This is a genomic window from Ruegeria sp. CL7, assembly GCF_056536445.1.
The window spans coordinates 379415-399861 of the sequence record NZ_JBQFPQ010000001.1 but is presented as its reverse complement, the minus strand read 5'-3'; the positions used below and the strand labels follow the sequence as shown (position 1 = coordinate 399861).

Sequence of the window (20447 nt, the reverse complement as noted above, 5' to 3'; positions counted from 1 at the left end):
TTCATGTTCGCGGGGACAGTTTCGACATTTCACCCGATGGTCAAGCCGGTTGTCATTCCGCACCCGTTCCTCAGCCTGAACGAGCCGAATCAATCCGGTTGCCCAGCACTGTGGCTGGGCCAAACGGATGACTTGGAATTCTGGCGCTACACCATGAGTTGTGAAGCGCATCACAGACAAACTGGTATTGTTTCATGTATGAAGTTAATCGTCGCGCTTTGTGAGCTCCTGAATCGAAAAGGCAACAATGGGCGCGAAATTTTATTACTCTTTTTGATTATTTTCAGAAACTTTGTCACCCTGTATGTGGGGGAACACATTTAAGGAGCGGGGGTCGCTCAATGAATTTTCAAATTTCAACCAACGGTGCGGGGGTTATTCCGTCTCGCCAAGCATCAAAAGAACTGGATTGTGAAACAGCGGCGCTGCTGCGTGCGGCCATTCGGCCGATCTTTGCCAGCGCGGCAAGCTGGGGCAACTTGACTGATATCCTGAAAGACAAAGGGTACCGTCTGGTTTTCCGGCAAGGACGTCTGTGTATCACGGATCGCACTACGGACGCGCGGGTTTGCGGGTTGCGATTTCTGGGTCTTGAGTTTCGCGACCTGGTCAACCGGCTGGGCCGTCCGATCGTGGTCGCACGCGGCGATGGCGCCAACGGCGACATCCTTGCAACGCGCCCGACGGTAGACCAAGACTGACGTCTGAACCAATCAAATTGGTCAGTTCACATTTGGTGGCCAAGCCAATCGCATGGCCACCTTCGCGAAATGGATCTGTGTTGCGTGACAGCAAGACCCGTCACCGGTGACGGTGCTCAGGCAATCTGCTGGTAGATTTCAGCAACTTTGGTAACGGCCGCCTCGGGGCTCAGTTCCTCGCTTTCACCGGTCCGGCGGCAAGTCAGTTCAACGACACCATTCTTCAGGCCACGCGGCCCGACCGTGATCCGCCAGGGCAGACCAATCAGATCCATGGTCGCAAACTTGCCCCCTGCCCGTTCATTGCGGTCATCATAAAGCGGCTCCAGCCCCAAGGCAGTCAGAGCATTGTAGATTTTGTCACAGGCCGCATCCGCTTCTTCATCGCCCTGTTTCAGGTTCACGATGCCGCAATGGAACGGGGTCACGCCCTCGGGCCAGATGATGCCTTTGTCGTCATGGCTGGCCTCGATGATCGCACCGACCAGGCGGCTGACACCAATCCCATGGCTGCCCATATGCACCGGAACCGGTTTTCCATCCGGGCCCTGCACGGTGGCGCCCAGCGGCTCGGAATACTTCGTGCCGAAATAGAAGATCTGCCCAACTTCGATACCACGCGCCACGCGGCGGCGTTCTTCGGGGATCTGATTGAACAGCGCCTCGTCATGCGTTTCATCCGTGCGCGCGTATTTCGAGGTGAACTCTTCCAGGATCGCCTGACACTGTTCGCGGCTGTCATAGTCAATCTCACGATCACCAAAGGTCAGATCGGTGACGGCGCTGTCATAGAAGACCTCGGATTCACCAGTGTCAGCCAACACCAGGAACTCATGGGTGTCATCGCCGCCGATGGGCCCCGAATCCGCGCGCATCGGGATCGCCTGAAGGCCCATACGCTCGTAGGTGCGCAGATAGCTGACAAGATGGCGGTTATAGGCGTGCAGCGCATCTTCCTTGGTGAGGTCGAAGTTGTAGCCGTCCTTCATATAGAACTCGCGCCCTCGCATCACACCGAAACGCGGGCGGATTTCGTCGCGGAACTTCCACTGGATCTGATAGAGGGTCAGCGGAAGGTCTTTGTAGCTGTTCACGTGACCGCGGAAAATATCGGTCACCAGTTCTTCGGCCGTGGGCGTGAACAGCATGTCCCGGTCATGCCGGTCCTTCATGCGCAGCATTTCCTGCCCGTAATCGTCATAGCGGCCGGATTCGCGCCACAGATCCGCCGATTGGATGATGGGCATCTGGATCGCGATGTGACCAGCCCGGGCCTGTTCCTCGTGGACGATGTTTTCCAGCTTGCGCAGCACTTTGAAGCCCAGCGGCAGCCAGGAATAAATCCCCGCAGAAGCCTGCTTGATCATCCCGGCACGCAGCATCAGCCGGTGGCTAACGATCTGGGCCTCGGACGGGTTTTCCTTGAGAACGGGCAGAAAGTAACGGCTGAGGCGCATGAACGATCCTATTTGTCTAGCGAAAGCCCGAATGCTCTACGCGATCCACAAAGGCTAGGCAAGGCGGCGCATCATTCAGGCTTGCGCATCAAATAAGTGTAATAGTTGCACGAACCAAAGAACGTGCCTTCCCGCGCGGCTGTTTTCTGACCTTCGGCCCATTTCAAGGCGGTCTCGGCGTCGATTGCGCCGGCCTGAATGCAGGGGCCGACATAGGCGTCGATCATGTTTCCGAAAAACGAGGTCTGGCCAGCCTCGGCCAGCAATTCCGGGATGAAACCGGAAACTTCCAGCCCCGTCTGCCGGGCCAGGAACGGAAGATGCCGCAGAACGAACGGATTGCCGACCACCGTCTGCAAGATCGCGTTCACCGCCATCGCGTTGGCGTCAGGGTCGCCAGCGCCGATCGTCAACGACGCATAGTCGCCATCGAAAACGGCGATCGTGCCGCCGGGCCGCGTCAGTCGCGCGGCTTCCTCCAGCATCGCCGCCGGGTCCACCACATGGCTGATCACCGTATGCGCGATGACGATATCAAAGCTACCTTCGCCGTCACCGGTGTTCCGGGAATCCGCAACCTCGTACCGTATGCGCCCCGCCAACCCCGCAGCGTCCGTCTTTTCCATTGCGACCTTGATCAGTTCCGCCGCCAGATCCGACCCGACAATCTCGCACTCCGGGCCGACCCGGTCGGCCAGCGCCCGCGTCACGACGCCCGTGCCACAGCCCAGATCGACGATGCGGCGGCACGAGGCCCAGTCGAGCCGGTCGAAATAGCGTTCGCGCATTTTTATGAAATCCGGCATTTCGCCGCGAAATTCCAGACGGTCCGCAACGACGCGAACCGTGTCTTCCCCCTGCTGATCCAGGCTCTGATAGATGTCGGGCATTGCTTCGTCCCCCAAGGCAGGGCGTCAGTATAGCACGTTTCGGCCCGGTACGTCGGCTCTCTGCGCTGGCGGGCTGTGAATGCGACGCCCGGCAATGGCGCGTTTGCGACCCGAGGTCAGTCGGGTTTTTGATTGACCCGCCAATTGGGAATTTCAATTGTGACGGGAACACCAACCCCAGGAGGCACTGTTGCAGACAATTCAGGAACCCGCCCGGCAGATACCTGTCATCCACCAGACCGATATTCTGGTCGTGGGCTCTGGCCCGGCCGGGTTGGCAGCAGCGCTGGCAGCGGCCCGTGCAGGCGCAGACGTGTCGCTGGTTGACCGGTTCGGCTGTATGGGCGGCAACATCACTGCCGTCGGCGTCGAAGGATTCGCCTGGTACCGGCACGAGCAAACCGTCGAGGCCGGCGGCATCGGGATGGAGTTCGAAACCCGCGCCAAAGAAACGGGCGCGGCGGTGCCCGAAAGCCAGTCGCTCAGTTATGAACTGGACAGCGAAGGGTTCAAGCTGGTGGCGGACAAGTTGGTCGAAGAGGCGGGTGTTCACCCGATGCTGCACCGGCAATTCGTCGCCCCCATCATGGAAGGGGACCGGATCACTGGTATCATTACCGAGTCCAAGGCCGGGCGCGAGGCGATACTGGCCAAGGTGGTAATCGATGCCACCGGCGACGCCGATGTGGCCCATCGCGCGGGGGCCCCGACGCACAAAACCGCTCGGGAGGACATGATGGCGGCGTCGGTCATGTTTCATCTGGCCGGGGTGGACAAGCGCGCCTTTATCGAGGGCGTCAAGGCCGACCCGCAGACCTATAAGGACTGGGGCGGCGGTGGTGAGTGGAACATCGAAACCAGCGGCAAAGAGGACGACATGTTCTCGCCCTTCGTGCACAAGCCCTTCCAGCAGGCCATCGATCAGGGGCTGATCCCGCCGCATCTGAATACCATTGCCGGCACCTGGGGCGCGATGCATGACACGGGCGAACTGACCTACATGAACCTCATCCATCTGGCCGAGATTGATGGGACCGACCCCGACAGCCTGACACGTGGCGAGATCGAAGGCCGCCGTCAGACCATGCTGGCCATCGAGGCGCTGCGCCGGTTCATGCCGGGATGCGAAAACGCGCGGCTTCGGAATTTCGGGATGACCATCGGTATCCGCGACACCCGCAAGATCGATGCGGTCTACAACATGACCGAAAACGACGCCCGCCATCAGGGCCGGTTCGAGGACACGATCGGCATCTATCCCGAATTCATCGACGGCTATGGCATTCTGATCCTGCCGACCACGGGGCGGTACATGCAGGTCCCCTACCGCTCGATGCTGCCCAGGGGTGTCAAGGGCCTGCTGGTCGCCGGGCGGTCGCATGGCGCGGACCGGGTGGCCCATGCCGCCACGCGCAACATGGCCTGCTGCGCCGTCATGGGCCAGGGCGCGGGAATCGCCGCAGCGGTATCATTGAAAAGCAATCAGGAGCTGGACCAGCTGAATCTGGCACCTGTTCACGCGGAACTGCAACGTCAGGGGGTCAGGATTCACTGATGGACAGAATTCCGACCATAGACATCTCGCCGCTGTCCGATCCCGGCAGCGCAGCCTTTGCCGCAACGGTACAAGGCATAATTGAGGCCTGCACAGGAATCGGGTTTCTGTCCATCACCGGGACAGGTGTGTCCCAGCGGACAGTGAATCACGTCCGTCAAACCACAAGAGAGATCTTTGCCATCAATGAATCCCGCAAATGGGATCAGGCCATCACGCGCAAGAATTATCGCGGTTATATCCCGATGGGTTTATTCACACCGAATGACGGATCCGGCAAGGCCGACAAATACGAGGGTTACAAGCTGCACCACGAGGTTGCCGCCACCGACCCTGTGCGCTCTGAATGTGCCCTGTACGGCCCAAACTTGTGGCCCGCCGAAGTTCCCAGCGCCAAAGAGGTCATCCTGGATTATTGGCGTCAATTGGATCAGGTCACTGATGTGTTGTTGGGCGCGTTGGAATCCGGCCTGAACTTGACCTCTGGCATTTTGCGCGACGCGTTCCGCAATCCGATGACCAATATGACATTGCTGCACTATCCCCCGCAGGCCGCGGAAGAAGCGGGCTATGGCATCCATCCGCACAAGGATACGGACGCACTGACCATCATCGCGCCCGATCCGGTGGGCGGGCTCGAGGTGCAGACCCGCAGCGGCAAGTGGATTTCACCAGACTGCCCACTCGGTGGTTTCGTGGTGAATATCGGCGACATGCTGGAACTTTGGTCAGGCGGGCGATTGAAATCCACGCCACATCGGGTGGTCAACCGGTCGGGCAAGGAACGGTATTCTTTCCCTTATTTCGCCGTACCCCGCCATGACGTCATTGTTGAACCATTGTTGCCCGCCCTGCCCGGTTTCGACCGTCCGGCGGTTCATTGCGGCCACTGGTCGGCAGAAATCTGGCGCACCAACTGGCCCGATGAAGCCGCAGAAGAAGACACCCCTGAACTGGGGACGTTGCACGATTGAAGCGGGCAAAGCCCCTGCCCATGAAGCGCTTGCATCATGGGCTTTGATGCGCCAAGAACGCCTGCAAGTGCCTGAACAAGGGGATCACGATGGCTTTGCCGGTAAAGGATCAGCTGAGATACTGGGGCGTCGCCGCGGCGGTTTTTGTTTTGATCCTCTGGGCTTTGGGGGATGTCCTGCTGCCCTTCGTCATAGGCGGAGCAATTGCGTATTTCCTTGATCCCGTTGCGGATCGGCTGGAGAGGTTGGGCCTGTCGCGCATCGCAGCCACATCCGTCATCACCGTCATCGGGATTTTGGGGTTTATATTGGCGATCCTGATGGTCGTGCCCGCCCTGATTACCCAGTTGCTGGATCTGATCGACGTTCTGCCAGACCTGTTCAAGCAATTGCGCGGGTTCATTGAAAAACAATTCCCGTCGCTGCTGGATCGGGAATCAAACACTCATCAGATGCTGGTGTCCTTCGGCGATATGCTGAAATCCAAGACTGGTGATGTTCTGCAAACGGTTCTTGCCTCACTTGGGTCTGCGATAAACATTGTTGTCCTTCTGGTGATCGTGCCCGTTGTGGCCGTTTACCTGCTGCTGGACTGGGATCGCATGGTCGCTCGCATCGGAGAGCTCCTGCCGCGTGATCATGCCCCCACCATCAGGCGGCTGGCCGGAGAGATTGACGCCGTGCTGGCCTCTTTCGTGCGCGGGATGGGAACGGTCTGCCTGATCCTAGGTACCTACTATGCCGTCGCGCTGATGCTTGCCGGTCTGCAATTCGGCCTGATCGTGGGGTTCATCGCGGGGCTGGTCACGTTCATCCCCTATCTGGGCGCCCTGATCGGAGGCTCATTGGCCATCGGGCTGGCGCTGTTTCAGTTTTGGGGTGATTGGGCACATGTAGGACTGATCGCGGGGATCTTTGCCATCGGACAGGTCACCGAGGGGAATTTCCTGACACCCAAACTGGTAGGCAGCTCTGTCGGGCTGCACCCGGTCTGGCTGCTGCTGGCGCTGTCGGTCTTTGGGGCCTTGTTTGGCTTTGTCGGCATGCTGATCGCCGTGCCCGTGGCCGCAGCATTGGGCGTGCTGGCCCGATTTGCCACATCGCTGTACCTGGACAGCCGACTTTATACCGGTCTTGAACGTCAGGATCAGGAAACCGAGTAAATGGCCCGACAACTCAGCTTTGATCTGCCCGCCAAAACTGCGCTCGGGCGAGAGGACTTTTTTGTGTCGCCTGCCAATGCCTTGGCCGTGGCGATGATCTCGGCCACATCCTGGCCGGGAAACAAGCTTGTTCTGACCGGTCCGGCTGGCGCGGGTAAAACCCATCTGGCACATGTCTGGGCCGCGGAAACCGGCGGGCGCATCATTCAGGCCGCCGATTTGCGGTATGACGACGTGCCGGATCTGGCACGCAGGCCGATTGCCGTCGAAGACGTGCCCATGATCGCCGACGATGCCGACCAGCAGAAAACGCTGTTTCACCTGCACAATCTGGTTCTGGCCGAGGGGAACGCCCTGCTGATGACGGGTCGGCTGGCCCCGAAGTTCTGGGAATTGCCACTGGCCGACCTGCAAAGCCGGGTCGAAGGCGCCCATCACGTGGCGCTGGATCCGCCCGACGACGCGTTGCTGGGTGCGGTTCTGGCCAAACTGTTCGTAGATCGGCAGCTGAACCCCGGCCCCGAAGTAATCGCCTATCTGGTCAAACACATGGATCGTCGATTTGAAACTGCGGCCGACGTAGTGGCGCAGCTGGATCAATTGGCCCTTATGGAAAAGCGCGACATCACCCGTTCCCTGGCCGTGCGGGTTCTGAACATGAGCCCGGACGAGATCGAGACCAATGATTGACCCGCTGACGTCAATTTCGCATCCTCAAACAGAACAATCTGGAAGGCACATGGATCAGACCGTCGAAACCGATATCCCGGATTGGGGAACAATCGGAAAGCCTCTGTTTGACAAACCGGACGCACGGGCGCTGTCGCGCGTCGGGGTTGTCGATGTCGGGTCGAACTCGGTCCGGATGGTCATTTTCGACGGGGCGGCCCGATCACCGGCTTATTTCTACAATGAAAAGGTCATGTGCGAACTGGGGGCGGGCCTGTCCGAAACCGGACGGCTGAACCCGCGAGGCCGCAAACGTGCCCTGGCGGCATTGCGGCGCTTCCAGCACCTGGCAATGGATCTGGATTTGCCCGGTTTGCATGTTGTCGCCACCGCTGCTGTGCGCGAAGCCTCGGATGGGCCCGAGTTCTGCGATCAGGTGCAGGCTGAAACAGGTTTGCAAGTGGCCATCATTGACGGTGACGAAGAAGCCCGCCTGTCGGCACAGGGTGTCCTGTTGGGATGGCCCGGAGCTTATGGGCTGATCTGCGATATTGGCGGATCGTCGATGGAATTGGCCGAAATCGGCGGTGGTCAGGTCGGCCGCCGCGTGACCTCGCCGCTTGGGCCGCTGAAACTGCGTGACATCAAAGGCGGGCGGCGCGCGCGAAAAGCGCATATCAAGGAAACGATGGAGGATCTGCGCAATCAGATGGGCCAGCAGCGGGATCGTTTGTTTTTGGTCGGCGGCAGCTGGCGTGCCTTTGCGCGGCTGGACATGCTGCGGCGAGGCTATCCGCTGAACGTTCTGCATGAATACCGCATGACCACCAAGCAGGTGCGCGAGACAATCAAATACATCGAGAAACACGATCATGAAAAGCTGCGTACTCAGGCCGGCGTGTCCAGTTCGCGCATGGCGCTTATCCCTTATGCGATGGATGTTCTGGCGCGGCTGATCCGCACGTTCAAACCCAAAGATATCGCCATATCGAGCTATGGTATCCGCGAGGGGTTGCTGTATGAGCAGATGCCGCAGGAAGTGCGCGACCGCGACCCGCTGATCGAAGCCAGCCGGTTCTCGGAAGCCAAGGACGCGCGCCTGCCCGGATTTGGTAGCAATCTCTATGATTTTGTCATCCCGCTGTTCAGATCCGCACCGCCCAGCAGGGTGCGCCTGATCAAGGCGGCCTGCCTGCTGCACGATGTAAGCTGGCGCGCACATCCCGATTATCGGGCCGAGGTGTGTTTCGACAATGTAACGCGCGCCAATCTGGGGGGCCTGAAGCACTCCGAGCGTGTTTTCATCGGATTGGCACTGCAACACCGCTATCGCAACAAACGGGAAGGCAACCGGTTCTCTCGGCTTTATGAATTGCTGGATGAGAAAAGCCAGAAACAGGCCGAAATTCTGGGCAAGGCCATGCGCTTTGGCGCGATGCTGTGGATGCACAAGGACGCCAATATGGGGCGCCTGAAATTCTATCCCAAAAAGCGGGAGTTGGAGCTATACCTGCCCGAAGCAGCAGCCCCCCTGTTCAGCGAAGTTGCCGAAGCGCGCCTGAATTCACTGGCGAACGCCCTGAAATCCGATACGCGCGTGATCATCAAGGGCTGACCATCGATCCGATCAGATATCAGTTGCCCCTTCGGGCAATTCTTCACTTTCATTTTCAGGCTCTGGCGGATCCTCGGCCTGTTTCCTTCGGATGATGATATCGCCATTGGGCAAGATCTCGGGCGCTTCATAAGCGCTCCAATCCTTGATCTCGGCCCCCAGCTCGGCCAGTGCGGGGCCCATTTCCCGCAAGAACGACTGCATTGCCGGGCCAAACTCATCCGCAAGGCCCAGCAGATCATCCAGCGCCGGTTCCATCTCCTTGCGCAGACCTTCGAAAAACAGCTCGGCCCCCTGCTCCATCAGGGATTTGCTGTTGTCTTCCTGCGAAAGGGCGGGCGCGGCGATGCCGGCAGTGATTATGCTGATCAGCAAAACGTGTTTCATACCTAGTATATAGCGCCCCAGCCGAAGGCGTGAAAGGTCACAGGTCGATGTCCAGTGTGACCGGGAAATGATCCGACGCCGTCAGCAGTGCCTGTCGCAGGTCCGGTGCGGACCAACAGGCCGCGTCGCGAAACGGATGCCAAATGCGCCAGGCCGGGCGGTATGCACGCAGATCCTGTGTAATCATTATGTAATCCAGAAGAGCCTCGAGAAACCTGCCTTCTTCCGGGCGGGCAAAGCGAGCCGTGGAGGGTATCGATCCCGGCCGAAAACCATGAGCCGTCACCGCGTGCGGGTCGAACAACCCAGTTTCCAGCAAAATCTCGACCGAAGAGCGGCCGAACAGATGCTCGAACTCATCCAGCCCGGGACCGTCGTTCAGGTCTCCCAGCAGAATGACGGGTTCCTGGCTGGCAACGTGCATCTCGACCCGCCTGGCAAGCCAGACCGCCTGCGCCAGTTGCTTGCGGCGGTTGGCAATCGAGATCCGGATCGCCTCGTCCCGCGACCCGGCCCCATGCGGAGCCTTGGATTTCAAATGAGCTCCGATCAGCCGGACGTCGTGGCCCGATTGCGTCGTCACCGCCAGTTCCATCGGTGGTTTGGAAAACCGCACCACATCCTCGGTCGCATCAATATCCAGATCGATTCTGAACGCACCATCGAACCGGGGGGCCAAGGGGTCGTCGATGTCACCCTTGGGATCATGACGCACGGTAAGAATGGTCCTGTCGTAGAGCAGCGCCAGCTCTTGATGGGTGTCGTTGGCAAACCCCATCACAGCGTCAGAGATGCGCAGATCGAACGCCTCGGCAAAGGTTTGCAGGGCCCGCACCGTGTTCTGGCGTTTGCCGGTGTTCGGAGCCTCGACAATCAATACCGCATCCGCGTCAATCGCGATCAGCACTTTTGCAATCGCCTCGACCTGCTGCGCCTTGGTGACATCATGCCGACCGGACCAGGTGTCATCGACGATCAGATGGTCGTTTTGATCAAAAAGATTGGCAAACCATTCGATATTGTAGGTCGCCAGCCGCATCCTGTCAGGCCCGCGCGCCGTTGATCTCATCCCAGGCGCGGTTGATGTCGATCATCTTTTTCTCGGCCAGTCTGATCGCCTCTTCCGGGACACCGCGCGCCATCATGGCGTCCGGGTGTGTTTCGCGGACCAGCCTTCGCCAGACTTTGCGGATATCGGGCAAAGGCATGTCCTGCGGCACACCCAGAACCGTGTAAGGATCCTTTGGCGCATCCGGCACGAACCGTGCCCGCAATGCTTTGAATTGAGCGTCGGACTGCCCGAATATCTTGCTCACTTCCTCCAAGAACGCGTTCTCATTGGGGTGGTAGAACCCATCGGCCATGGCGATGTGAAACAGCCCCTCCATCAGGTCGCAAAGCGTGGTGCTGTCTTCGGCGAACATCCGGGCGATCTTGCGGGCATAGTCCTGATACCCCGCCACATCCGTGCGGGCCATGTTGAAGACCCGCGCAGCATCTTCTTCGTCTTCGCGCGCGATCTGGAACACATCGCGGAAGGCAGTGACTTCATCTCGTGTCACCTGACCGTCTGCCTTGGCCATTTTTGCGCCCAGGGCAATCACCGCAATCGTGAACGCCACCGATCGTTCCGGAGGTGTTCGCAGCTTTTCAAAAACTGCGGCCAGGCTTTCGCCTTGGGCCAGCGCGCTGAGCGCATCGGATATGCGGGTCCAGATCGACATGGGCGTACACTAGCGTCACAATTCGGGACTGTCAGGTGCGACAGATCATTCAGGTGAAAGAATTTTCTGCATCAGCACAAGATCCAGCCATTGACCCCATTTGAACCCAACTTCGGGCATGCGACCAACCTGTGAAAAGCCCAGCGCCGCGTGAAACGCCACGGCGCCCGAATTGGCCGAGGAAATGCCTGCGACCAGCACATGCACCCCGTCGGTTCTTGCGGCCGCCTCAAGCGCCTGCATCAAAGCACGCCCAACGCCTTTTCCGCGCGCGTCCGGTGACAACTGGATCGAATGTTCGCGCGTTTGCGCGTATCCGGGGCCCGCGCGAAACGGGGCATAGGTGGCAAAACCAACAACTTGCCCATCATGTTCGGCGACTAGGAATCCAGTGCCCCGCTCCGTAATATCCTCGGTGATTTGCGTTGTGCTGCGCTCATCGGTCGTGAAGGTGATCAACGACTCACGAATGATCGCATTGGTGATCCTGGCGATTTCGGGCGCATCCGCCGCCATGGCCGGGCGAATGATCATTCCAGCACCCGGACCCCATGAGGCGTCTCGAACTCCGCCCTGAGCGCGGCCGGGCCGGTGTCGAACACCACCTGATCCAATGCACCAAGATGTCTGGCCAGCGTCAACGCATCCGGGTGGTACACAACCAAACGCCGCAGCCGACAGCCGCTGTTTTGCAGCATGTCGGCCGGGTGAAGATCGCCCTGCCATTCGATAAGGGCGGGAAACAGGTTGTCGAACGGCAAGCGCCCGGTTGGTGGAACCGCCATGCGCCACCGCAGCGCGCCCCGGGTCAGGTCGATCGGCTCTCCGGTGCCATCGGGGAAGATCGACAGTGTGGCCTCGATATCCTCGACCCGGCATATCCAGTTCGTCAAACGCGGGCCGCCCTGAAAACTGTCCAGATCGAACCATAGCGGCCTGCCCGGAGGGTGCGCCTGCGGATCGATGGAAATCGCTTCCAGATAGAGCCCATCCCTAAGACCCAGCAGCCTGTTATGTGTCCCGAATTTTTCGTGTTTCCCACCGGGTTGCAGCGCAACGCCAAGCGCCTGTTCGATATGCGCAGACGCTTCTTCAAGCGTTTCGCCCGCGACGGCCAGATGATCCAGTAACATGTGCCACCTCCTGCAAGTTAATGGCCAGACCCTTGCGGATCTGGCCGTATGTTTTCGCCAAAGAGGCACGATCACAAGATGATCTGACGAAAAACCCGACCTTCTTCAGCCGCGCGCTTCGCTGATCAGGCGCAGGATGTCCTGAGCGGCCTCGGGAATGTTGGTGCCCGGGCCAAAGATTGCCTTGACCCCATGATCATAAAGGAACTGGTAATCCTGTTGTGGGATCACCCCTCCGCAGATCACGATGATGTCCTCGGCCCCGGCCTTTTTCAGCTCTTCCACCAGTTGCGGAGCCAGTGTCTTGTGCCCTGCCGCCTGCGAGGAAATGCCGACCACATGCACGTCATTGTCCACTGCATCCTGCGCGGCCTCGGCCGGGGTCTGGAACAAGGGGCCAACGTCCACGTCAAACCCGATATCGGCGAACGCGGTGGCAATCACCTTGGCCCCACGGTCATGGCCGTCCTGCCCCATCTTGACCACCAGCAGACGCGGGCGGCGGCCTTCGGCCTCGGCAAACTCCTCGATGGATTTCTGGATCGCGGCAAAGCCTTCGTCGCCCTCATAGGCCGCGCCATAAACGCCGGCCAGGGTTTTCACTTCGGCGCGGTGGCGGCCGAATTCCTTTTCCATTGCCATGCTGATCTCTCCTACGGATGCGCGGGCACGGGCGGCCTCGACGGCGGCGGCCAGCAGGTTTCCGCCCTCTTGGGCAGCCTTGGTCAAAGCGTCCAGCGCCTGTTGGCAAGCGGCTTCGTCACGGGTCGCACGGATACGTTCCAAACGCGCGACCTGCGCTTCGCGAACCGCCACGTTGTCGACGTCCAGAATGTCGATCGGATCTTCCTGTTCCTTGCGATATTTGTTGACCCCGACGATCACCTCTTCGCCACGGTCGATCATCGCCTGGCGGCGCGCGGCGCTTTCCTCGATGCGCAGCTTGGGCATACCACTGGCCACGGCCTTGGTCATGCCGCCCATTTCCTCGACCTCTTCCATCAGGGCCCAGGCTTTCTCGATCAGCTCATTGGTCAGGCTTTCGACGTAATAAGACCCCGCCAGCGGGTCGACCACATCGGTCACGCCGGTCTCTTCCTGCAACACCAGCTGCGTGTTCCGGGCGATACGCGCCGAAAAGTCGGTGGGCAGCGCAATCGCCTCGTCCAATGCGTTGGTGTGCAACGATTGAGTCCCGCCCAGAACCGCGCTCATCGCCTCATAGGCGGTGCGGATCACGTTGTTGTAAGGATCCTGTTCCTGCAACGAAACACCTGACGTCTGGCAGTGGGTGCGCAGCATTTTTGACCGTTCAGATTTCGCGCCGAACTCGGTCATGACCCGGTGCCACAGCGTGCGCGCGGCGCGCAGTTTGGCGATCTCCATGAAAAAGTTCATGCCGATGGCAAAGAAGAACGACAAACGGCCTGCGAACTTGTCCACGTCCATCCCGGCCTGTGTCGCTGCACGGACATATTCGCGCCCGTCGGCCAGGGTATAGGCCAGCTCCTGCACCAGATTCGCGCCGGCCTCTTGCATGTGATAGCCCGAGATCGAGATCGAGTTGAACTTGGGCATCTCGTTCGAGGTATACTCGATGATGTCCGAGATGATCCGCATCGAGGGCTCGGGCGGATAGATATAGGTATTTCGCACCATGAATTCCTTCAGAATGTCGTTCTGAATGGTGCCGGACAGAACCGATTTGTCGTGCCCCTGTTCCTCTCCTGCCACGATGAAGTTCGCCAGAATCGGGATCACCGCGCCGTTCATGGTCATCGAGACCGAGACCTGATCCAACGGAATGCCGTCGAACAGGATTTTCATGTCCTCGACACTGTCGATGGCCACACCGGCCTTGCCCACGTCACCGACGACACGCGGGTGGTCGCTGTCATAGCCGCGGTGGGTGGCCAGATCGAAGGCAACCGACACACCCTGCTGGCCCGCCGCCAGGTTGCGGCGATAGAAGGCGTTGGATTCTTCGGCGGTCGAAAAGCCCGCATATTGACGGATCGTCCACGGACGGCCGGCATACATCGTGGCTTTCACACCGCGTGTAAACGGACCAAAGCCCGGCAGCGAACCCATATGCGGCAAACCAGCGGTGTCTTCCTGCGTATAGAGCGGTTTGACCGCAATGCCTTCCAGCGTCTCTTTGGTCAGGTCGTCCAGCGGACGCCCGCGCAGCTCTTTCTCGGCCAGCGCTTTCCAATCCTTGGTGTCGGTCATTTCGGTTTCCTCTTGTCAATTCGGATGGCGGCAGTCGAAAGCTTCCGCATTGAGGTCTTGCGCTTGGCCGTTTCATTCAGCCGCAAGCGCGACATTTTGAGTGTTTGGTACAAATCGTCGGTCGCAATCGGTGTCACAGAGGCTATATTCGAAGGAACAGGAGGCCACATGACACGCACGCTTGCCTTTGTTTTCTTGGCACTAATCCCGATGTCTGTCTGGGCGGCGGATGGCACGGCGACGACGGATGACAGTTTTGTCCGCCCGGTGGGTGACAGCGAACTCAGCGAGTTTCTTTGGGTCAACCGACCTATCGTAGTCTTTGCCGACACGCCGGCGGACCCGCGGTTCCAGCAACAGATCGACATGCTGGTCGAGGGCGAAGCCGCAATGCGTGAGCGTGACGTGGTGGTTCTGACCGACACAGACCCATCGGCGCGGTCTCCGATCCGGTCACAGCTGCGCCCGCGCGGGTTCCAGATGGTATTCGTCGACAAGGACGGCGTGGTCAAACTGCGCAAACCTTCTCCGTGGAGCGTGCGCGAGATTGGCCGGTCCATCGACAAGACCCCCCTGCGCGAACGCGAAATCCGCGATCGGCGCGAAGGCGGCTGACCGCTTTCGCCACCCCGAAAGACCCCGGCACAGAATGCCGGAGGCTTTGACGGGTATGGCAAAAGCGCGGTCATGATCACTCGAACTCGATGATCACTTCGTCCACGGCGAGACTGTCGCCGGGGCCTGCATTGATCTTGGCAACGATGCCCTTCTTCTCGGCGCGCAGGATGTTTTCCATCTTCATCGCCTCGATGGTGCACAGCGCTTGACCTTCCTGCACCTCCTGCCCCACTTCGACGTCGATCTTCACGACCAGGCCGGGCATCGGGCACAGCAGCATTTTCGAAGTGTCCGGCGGCAGTTTTTCAGGCATCAGCCGCGCCAGTTCGGCCTGACGCGGGGTTCGTATCTGCACCTTGAGATCCGCGCCGCGGTTACGGATGCGGAACCCGCCCGAGATCTTGCCCACCTTCATGACCAGCGGCGCTTCATCGACCGTCATGACGGCAAGTTGATCACCCGGTGTCCAATCACCCGTCACCCGCATTTCCTGACCGTCGTCAAACCTAATCGTGGCCCCGTCCTGATCCGCGTTAACCTTGACGGGCCACTGGATCTCGCGCCCGAAGGAAACAACCCAATCGGTGCCGACCTTGCGTTCGTGATTATCCATCCGGCCCGACACGCGGGTCCGGCGAATTTCTGCGACGCGATGCATGGCTGCACAGGACGCTGCAATCCGGCGCAGGTCTGCCTCGGCCAGTTCGACGCCCTCGAACCCGTCGGGGTATTCCTCGGCGATGAAGGCCGTGGTCATATCGCCGCTGATGAATTTCGGATGATCCATCACGGCGGACAGGAACGGCAGGTTGTGGCCAATGCCTTCAACCTCGAAACTGTCCAGCGCCACGCGCATCGCCTCGATCGCCTGATCACGGGTCGGAGCCCAGGTACACAGTTTGGCAATCATCGGGTCGTAATACATGCTGATCTCACCGCCCTCATAGACGCCGGTGTCATTTCGAACAGCAACATCGCCTTCGGGCGCATCCCCCTGCCATTTGCCGTTGGCCAGCATCGGTCCGGCTGCCGTCTCCTGCGGCGGGCGATACCGGGTCAGACGGCCAATCGAGGGCAGGAAGCCGCGATACGGATCCTCGGCGTACAGGCGGTTTTCGATCGCCCATCCGGTCAGTGTCACGTCGTCCTGCGTGATCGACAGCTTTTCACCCGCTGCTACGCGGATCATCTGTTCGACCAGATCAACGCCGGTGATCAGTTCGGTGACAGGGTGTTCAACCTGCAAACGCGTGTTCATTTCCAGGAAATAGAAGTTCTTTTCACCGTCAACGATGAACTCTACCGTTCCCGCGCTGGAATAGCCCACGGCCTTGGCCAGGGCCACCGCCTGTTCCCCCATGGCTTTGCGCGTCGCTTCGTCCAGAAACGGCGACGGCGCCTCTTCCACGACTTTCTGGTTCCGGCGCTGGATCGAGCATTCGCGCTCGCCAAGGTAGATGCCGTTTCCATGACTGTCGCACAGAACCTGAATTTCGATGTGACGCGGTTGGGTCACGAATTTCTCGATGAAGATCCGATCATCCCCGAACGAGCTTGCGGCTTCGTTCTTTGACGACTGAAAGCCCTCGCGCGCCTCGTCGTCATTCCACGCGATCCGCATGCCCTTGCCGCCGCCGCCGGCGCTGGCCTTGATCATGACAGGATAGCCGATCTCGTTCGAGATTTTGACCGCCTCTTCCGCGTCTTCGATCAGCCCCATATATCCGGGAACCGTCGACACATTCGCGTCCTGCGCGATTTTCTTCGAGGTGATCTTGTCGCCCATCGCCTCGATCGCGCCTTTCGGAGGACCGACGAAAACCACACCTTCGGCTTCCAGCGCCTCGGCAAACTTGGCGTTTTCGGACAGGAAACCATAACCGGGATGGACCGCCTGCGCGCCGCTCTGGCGGATGGCGTCCATCACCTTGTCGATAACGATATAGGACTGGTTTGCAGGTGGCGGGCCGATATGGATGGCTTCGTCCGCCATCGACACATGCAGCGCGTTCTTGTCCGCGTCCGAGAAAATGGCGACGGTGCCGATACCCATCTTGCGGGCGGTCTTGATAACCCGGCAGGCGATCTCGCCCCGGTTGGCGATCAGGATCTTATTGAACATGGAACGTCCTTTGGCTTGGTGTTCTGGAAACGCAAAACGCCGCCGCAGGGAACAATCCCCACGACGGCGTGATGCGCGATGACGGGCGGGACGACATGCGCCCCGCAAAATATGCGTTAGTTACAGGTGTTCTGTGTCTTGCAGTACAGCACGTTGCCCGCCGCGCCGACTGCTGCGCCAAACAACGGGTCCGCGTTGAGGACGGCCGCCCCCACTGCCCCGGCACCTCCGCCGAGGATTGCCTGTTCGCCCGTGGTGTCTCCGCAGGCGGCCAGACCCGCGCAGGTCGTCGCAACAAGGATGAAGCGTGAGAATCGCATAGTATCTGCCCTTTTTGGTTTCTTGGTCCTTTTCGGGTCAGATGCGCGAAACACACCCTGTTATTCAATATCAACGGACGCGCCGGCGATTTTTGTGCGGGATTTTGCCTCTTTTTGTCCGTGACAGGCAAAAAGAAAAACGCGGACAGGACTATGTGGGGAACACAAGCCTGCCCGCGCAAGGAAGGGGTACGGAATAGTAGGTGCATGTGCGGCGCAGGCAAAGTAGAGCCGCACGGCTCATCCAGTTTGCACAGCACAATATTGCCGGCAAACACAGTATTGTTTCCAATCGGGATTTCGGCTGGAATCTGCCCACACCCGGAAATGCCGCGCAACTTCGCGCCTATACCGGTTCGATACTGCTCGGGCGTTTGAGGCCGCTTTACCGTCACAGTTTCGTGACAGATCAAGCCGCTTCCCGCGCGTTTCGCGGTTGCAGCATCACGACTCTCGGTCAGCGTTGGACATACAGAACCGCCTTGCGCCAATGCGTTATCCAAGCAGCTCAAGACGTCGTGTTTCAGCGCAGTAAAAAACACACATATACTTGAAAAATCAAAGCCTTCACTTCCCATTCTCGTGATTTCCCAAGGTTTGCACCTCGTGAAACGGTCCTTGTGCACACTCGCACTCAAAGGAACACCCACATGACGAAGACTAGAAAAAAGGCACTCCTGCTTGCTGCCTCTGCGCTTTGTGTGACCAGCACGCTTGCCTTTGCTCAGGATGCCCAAACCCAAGCCGAACTTGACGCCTTGCGCGCCCGGGTCGAGGCGCTGGAATCCGCCAGTGCCAGCCCTGCCAACGGTGACTTCCGCATCGGTAACACCGTTCTGGACGTTTATGGCTATGTAAAGGCCGACTTCTTCTACGATTTCGAGTTCGATCAGGGCGACACGGCGTTCGTGAATGTCATCGGGGAACCGTCGGCCGCGACCGATGGTACATTTGGTGCCACCGTCCGCCAATCGCGGATCGGTCTGCGCACCACCACCCCAAGCGGTATCGGCGATATCGGCGGACAATTGGAACTGGATCTGTTCGGTTCCGGCGGAACGGCCGAATTGCGTATACGCCACGCCAATATCACCATCGGTGACAACTGGCTGATCGGACAGACCTGGACCAACTTCATGCCGCTGGACACCTACCCGACCTCGGTGGAATTCAACGGCCCCGTTGGTATCCCTTTCGCACGGGTTCCGCAGGTTCGCTATACCAACTCTTTCGGAACGAACACGTCCTTCGCCGTTTCGATCGAAGAGAATGTCGGCGGTTCGAACTCGGACGATCCGGTTTTGACCGCATCCGCCGAATACAATGACGGGACTTATGTCGCACGTGTGTCCGGCCTTTATGGCAAGGCGGAATCCGGCAATGTCGAAGTTGATCAGACCGGGTTCACGATATCCGGCTCGGTTCGCCCATGGCAGGGCGGTCTGTTCCAGGTCAACTATGTGAACGGCGAGGCACTCGGCCCGTACCTGATCGGCCTTGGTGATCCCATCGTGAACGGCCAGGCCAATGACGTGGATGGATACACCATCGAATTCCGGCAGGATCTGAGCCCGAAATGGAATGTTGGCATTGCATACGGCAAAGAAGACTATGACCTGCCGACCTCGACCGGAACCCTGTCGTTTACCGAACTGGAAACGATCCACGTCAACGCATTTTACAAGGCAACCGAGGATCTGACACTCAGCGCCGAGTACATCTATGGCGAACGGAACGACGCGCCGACCGGCAGAACCTTTGACGGAAGCCGCGTTCAGCTGGCCGCTCAGTTGAACTTCTGACGCCGCACACGGATCCTGCCCGGTTTCGGGCAGGGTCATCCCGAAACCGGTCTTGAAGGGCTGATATGCGGCGGCCTGGATCACGATCAGCCTGTCCCGTCGATTACGTCGGGAAAGGACGCACGGGCGGCGTCCACATCGATCACCAGCATCGCGTCATAGCTGGCCGGATCAAAAGGATCTTCCGCCGGGATGACTTCGCGCCCAAAAAGCCAGCTGAGACGTCCGGCATCCAGGTTGCCCCTCTCGAACGGCTGATCGCCGAAATGCGCCCAAAGGGCCTCCATGAAGGCGGCATCGGCACGTTTGTCCGCCGGTTTGCGATCCCGGAACCGTTCCCGCCGCGTCAGCGGCGTCACACCCTTGGGATTGGCGCGGCGAATAGTGAACTGAAAATCGGTGCCTGAAAGACGCCCTGGAAACCCGCGATGTTTCAGCATGGCGACACTCCACAGCTTTGTTTCGCAGTCAAAAATAGTTCGAACCCGAACTTGGATGGGATCATGTTGCGCACCTCCAAAGCCGCACCGTTGGTCTGAGAAGCTTTGACGTCATGACAGCGTGAGTTCATGGTCAAAGCCCTTCCCAGATACACCGGGACTGCTCCAGCCGGTAGGCTTCAAAATACTGTGTCGCGTCCGGAGCGGTGTCGCCGAATTCCACCGGGCGATCAGACAGGGAAATGACAACTCTGGATGGCTGCAATTCGTGCAGAGCCACATAAGGAACGGCAAGAACCTGGCACAGATGCTCCATATCCCTGGACGCCACATCATAGCCGATCCGTCCCACTGATGCTCCGATCTTCGGGGCGACAAATCGAAAGCGCACCCAAAGCTCACCGGGGTTGTTGTCCAGCAGGACATCGCTCAGATGCACGGGCTGACCGGACGGTACCGGCAACGAACTGTCTGTCTGGGCAAAAACAGGAGCGCCGAGCGCGCACAATACCAGACATATGGCACGATCCCGGACCCACCGAAGGCAGGCTCCTCCTTCCGGGATCGCGCGCGCAGTGCTTTTGGCCTGCGCGGTTCTATGTCTGACGGGTCGGATCATTCAACTATTTGTCGCTTTTTGTCAAT

The 20447-nt window shown here is 59.3% G+C and carries 21 protein-coding genes; 9 read left to right on the top strand and 12 right to left on the bottom strand.

Annotation, left to right across the window (positions count from 1 at the left end):
* The first annotated feature begins 3 nt into the window (after nt 1-3).
* On the top strand, nt 4-324 hold the full coding sequence (locus ACR0LI_RS01970; RefSeq protein ID WP_480717927.1) for a hypothetical protein: 321 nt from the start codon (nt 4-6) through the stop codon (nt 322-324).
* Nucleotides 325-341: 17 nt separating this feature from the next.
* Nucleotides 342-701 (top strand): hypothetical protein, encoded by a 360-nt coding sequence (locus ACR0LI_RS01965; protein WP_480619907.1) that lies wholly within the window; start codon nt 342-344, stop codon nt 699-701.
* A 116-nt stretch (nt 702-817) separates the two neighbouring features.
* On the opposite strand, the gene proS is transcribed toward ACR0LI_RS01965, so the two are convergent.
* Together proS and ACR0LI_RS01955 are read right to left on the bottom strand one after the other, a co-directional pair.
* Nucleotides 818-2158, bottom strand: coding sequence for a proline--tRNA ligase (gene proS / locus ACR0LI_RS01960; protein WP_152458706.1), 1341 nt, complete (start codon nt 2156-2158; stop codon nt 818-820).
* A gap of 71 nt (nt 2159-2229) precedes the next feature.
* A complete protein-coding gene (locus tag ACR0LI_RS01955) occupies nt 2230-3048 on the bottom strand; it encodes a methyltransferase domain-containing protein (protein ID WP_480717926.1) in 819 nt (272 codons plus the stop codon).
* A 190-nt stretch (nt 3049-3238) separates the two neighbouring features.
* Between ACR0LI_RS01955 and ACR0LI_RS01950 the strand changes: the two genes are divergently transcribed.
* From ACR0LI_RS01950 to ACR0LI_RS01930, 5 genes are all read left to right on the top strand, one after another.
* Nucleotides 3239-4603, top strand: coding sequence for an FAD-dependent oxidoreductase (locus ACR0LI_RS01950; protein ID WP_480619911.1), 1365 nt, complete (start codon nt 3239-3241; stop codon nt 4601-4603).
* Entirely contained in the window at nt 4603-5577 is a 975-nt protein-coding gene (locus ACR0LI_RS01945; protein ID WP_480717925.1) for an isopenicillin N synthase family dioxygenase, read from the top strand. Before ACR0LI_RS01950 ends, ACR0LI_RS01945 begins: the two co-directional genes overlap by 1 nt.
* Nucleotides 5578-5666: 89 nt before the next feature.
* Complete coding sequence (locus tag ACR0LI_RS01940) at nt 5667-6740, top strand: AI-2E family transporter (protein WP_480619915.1); 1074 nt, start codon at nt 5667-5669, stop codon at nt 6738-6740.
* Entirely contained in the window at nt 6741-7430 is a 690-nt protein-coding gene (locus ACR0LI_RS01935; RefSeq protein ID WP_171722886.1) for a P-loop NTPase family protein, read from the top strand.
* A 49-nt stretch (nt 7431-7479) separates the two neighbouring features.
* A complete protein-coding gene (locus ACR0LI_RS01930; protein ID WP_171630901.1) occupies nt 7480-9024 on the top strand; it encodes a Ppx/GppA family phosphatase in 1545 nt (514 codons plus the stop codon).
* Nucleotides 9025-9036: 12 nt separating this feature from the next.
* Here the strand turns inward: ACR0LI_RS01930 and ACR0LI_RS01925 are convergent, their stop codons facing one another.
* From ACR0LI_RS01925 to scpA, 6 genes are all read right to left on the bottom strand, one after another.
* On the bottom strand, nt 9037-9399 hold the full coding sequence (locus ACR0LI_RS01925; protein WP_371732205.1) for a hypothetical protein: 363 nt from the start codon (nt 9397-9399) through the stop codon (nt 9037-9039).
* Between the two features lie 49 nt (nt 9400-9448).
* Nucleotides 9449-10450 (bottom strand): endonuclease/exonuclease/phosphatase family protein, encoded by a 1002-nt coding sequence (locus ACR0LI_RS01920; protein WP_480717924.1) that lies wholly within the window; start codon nt 10448-10450, stop codon nt 9449-9451.
* A 4-nt stretch (nt 10451-10454) separates the two neighbouring features.
* A complete protein-coding gene (locus ACR0LI_RS01915) occupies nt 10455-11135 on the bottom strand; it encodes a molecular chaperone DjiA (protein ID WP_171114829.1) in 681 nt (226 codons plus the stop codon).
* Between the two features lie 45 nt (nt 11136-11180).
* Nucleotides 11181-11669: an N-acetyltransferase family protein gene (locus tag ACR0LI_RS01910; RefSeq protein WP_480717923.1), complete on the bottom strand. Its 489-nt coding sequence runs from the start codon at nt 11667-11669 to the stop codon at nt 11181-11183.
* Nucleotides 11666-12268: a VOC family protein gene (locus tag ACR0LI_RS01905; RefSeq protein ID WP_480717922.1), complete on the bottom strand. Its 603-nt coding sequence runs from the start codon at nt 12266-12268 to the stop codon at nt 11666-11668. Before ACR0LI_RS01905 ends, ACR0LI_RS01910 begins: the two co-directional genes overlap by 4 nt.
* Nucleotides 12269-12373: 105 nt before the next feature.
* Complete coding sequence (scpA, locus tag ACR0LI_RS01900) at nt 12374-14500, bottom strand: methylmalonyl-CoA mutase (protein ID WP_171630890.1); 2127 nt, start codon at nt 14498-14500, stop codon at nt 12374-12376.
* A gap of 168 nt (nt 14501-14668) precedes the next feature.
* Between scpA and ACR0LI_RS01895 the strand changes: the two genes are divergently transcribed.
* Nucleotides 14669-15115, top strand: a complete 447-nt coding sequence (locus ACR0LI_RS01895) for a DUF4174 domain-containing protein (RefSeq protein WP_171362466.1) — start codon at nt 14669-14671, stop codon at nt 15113-15115.
* A 76-nt stretch (nt 15116-15191) separates the two neighbouring features.
* Here the strand turns inward: ACR0LI_RS01895 and ACR0LI_RS01890 are convergent, their stop codons facing one another.
* Both ACR0LI_RS01890 and ACR0LI_RS01885 read right to left on the bottom strand, forming a co-directional pair.
* Nucleotides 15192-17240 carry an acetyl-CoA carboxylase biotin carboxylase subunit gene (locus ACR0LI_RS01890; protein WP_171630888.1) on the bottom strand — a complete coding sequence of 683 codons (2049 nt, stop codon included), beginning with the start codon at nt 17238-17240 and terminating at the stop codon, nt 15192-15194.
* Between the two features lie 116 nt (nt 17241-17356).
* Complete coding sequence (locus ACR0LI_RS01885; protein WP_152458720.1) at nt 17357-17560, bottom strand: hypothetical protein; 204 nt, start codon at nt 17558-17560, stop codon at nt 17357-17359.
* A 650-nt stretch (nt 17561-18210) separates the two neighbouring features.
* Between ACR0LI_RS01885 and ACR0LI_RS01880 the strand changes: the two genes are divergently transcribed.
* A complete protein-coding gene (locus ACR0LI_RS01880) occupies nt 18211-19362 on the top strand; it encodes a DcaP family trimeric outer membrane transporter (RefSeq protein ID WP_171630886.1) in 1152 nt (383 codons plus the stop codon).
* Nucleotides 19363-19448: 86 nt separating this feature from the next.
* Here ACR0LI_RS01880 and ACR0LI_RS01875 read toward each other — a convergent pair whose 3' ends face one another.
* Both ACR0LI_RS01875 and ACR0LI_RS01870 read right to left on the bottom strand, forming a co-directional pair.
* On the bottom strand, nt 19449-19802 hold the full coding sequence (locus tag ACR0LI_RS01875; RefSeq protein ID WP_152458722.1) for a hypothetical protein: 354 nt from the start codon (nt 19800-19802) through the stop codon (nt 19449-19451).
* A gap of 133 nt (nt 19803-19935) precedes the next feature.
* The gene (locus tag ACR0LI_RS01870; RefSeq protein ID WP_209832465.1) at nt 19936-20421 is read right to left on the bottom strand and encodes a DUF6497 family protein; all 486 of its coding nucleotides are present in this window, start codon (nt 20419-20421) and stop codon (nt 19936-19938) included.
* Nucleotides 20422-20447: the final 26 nt, after the last annotated feature.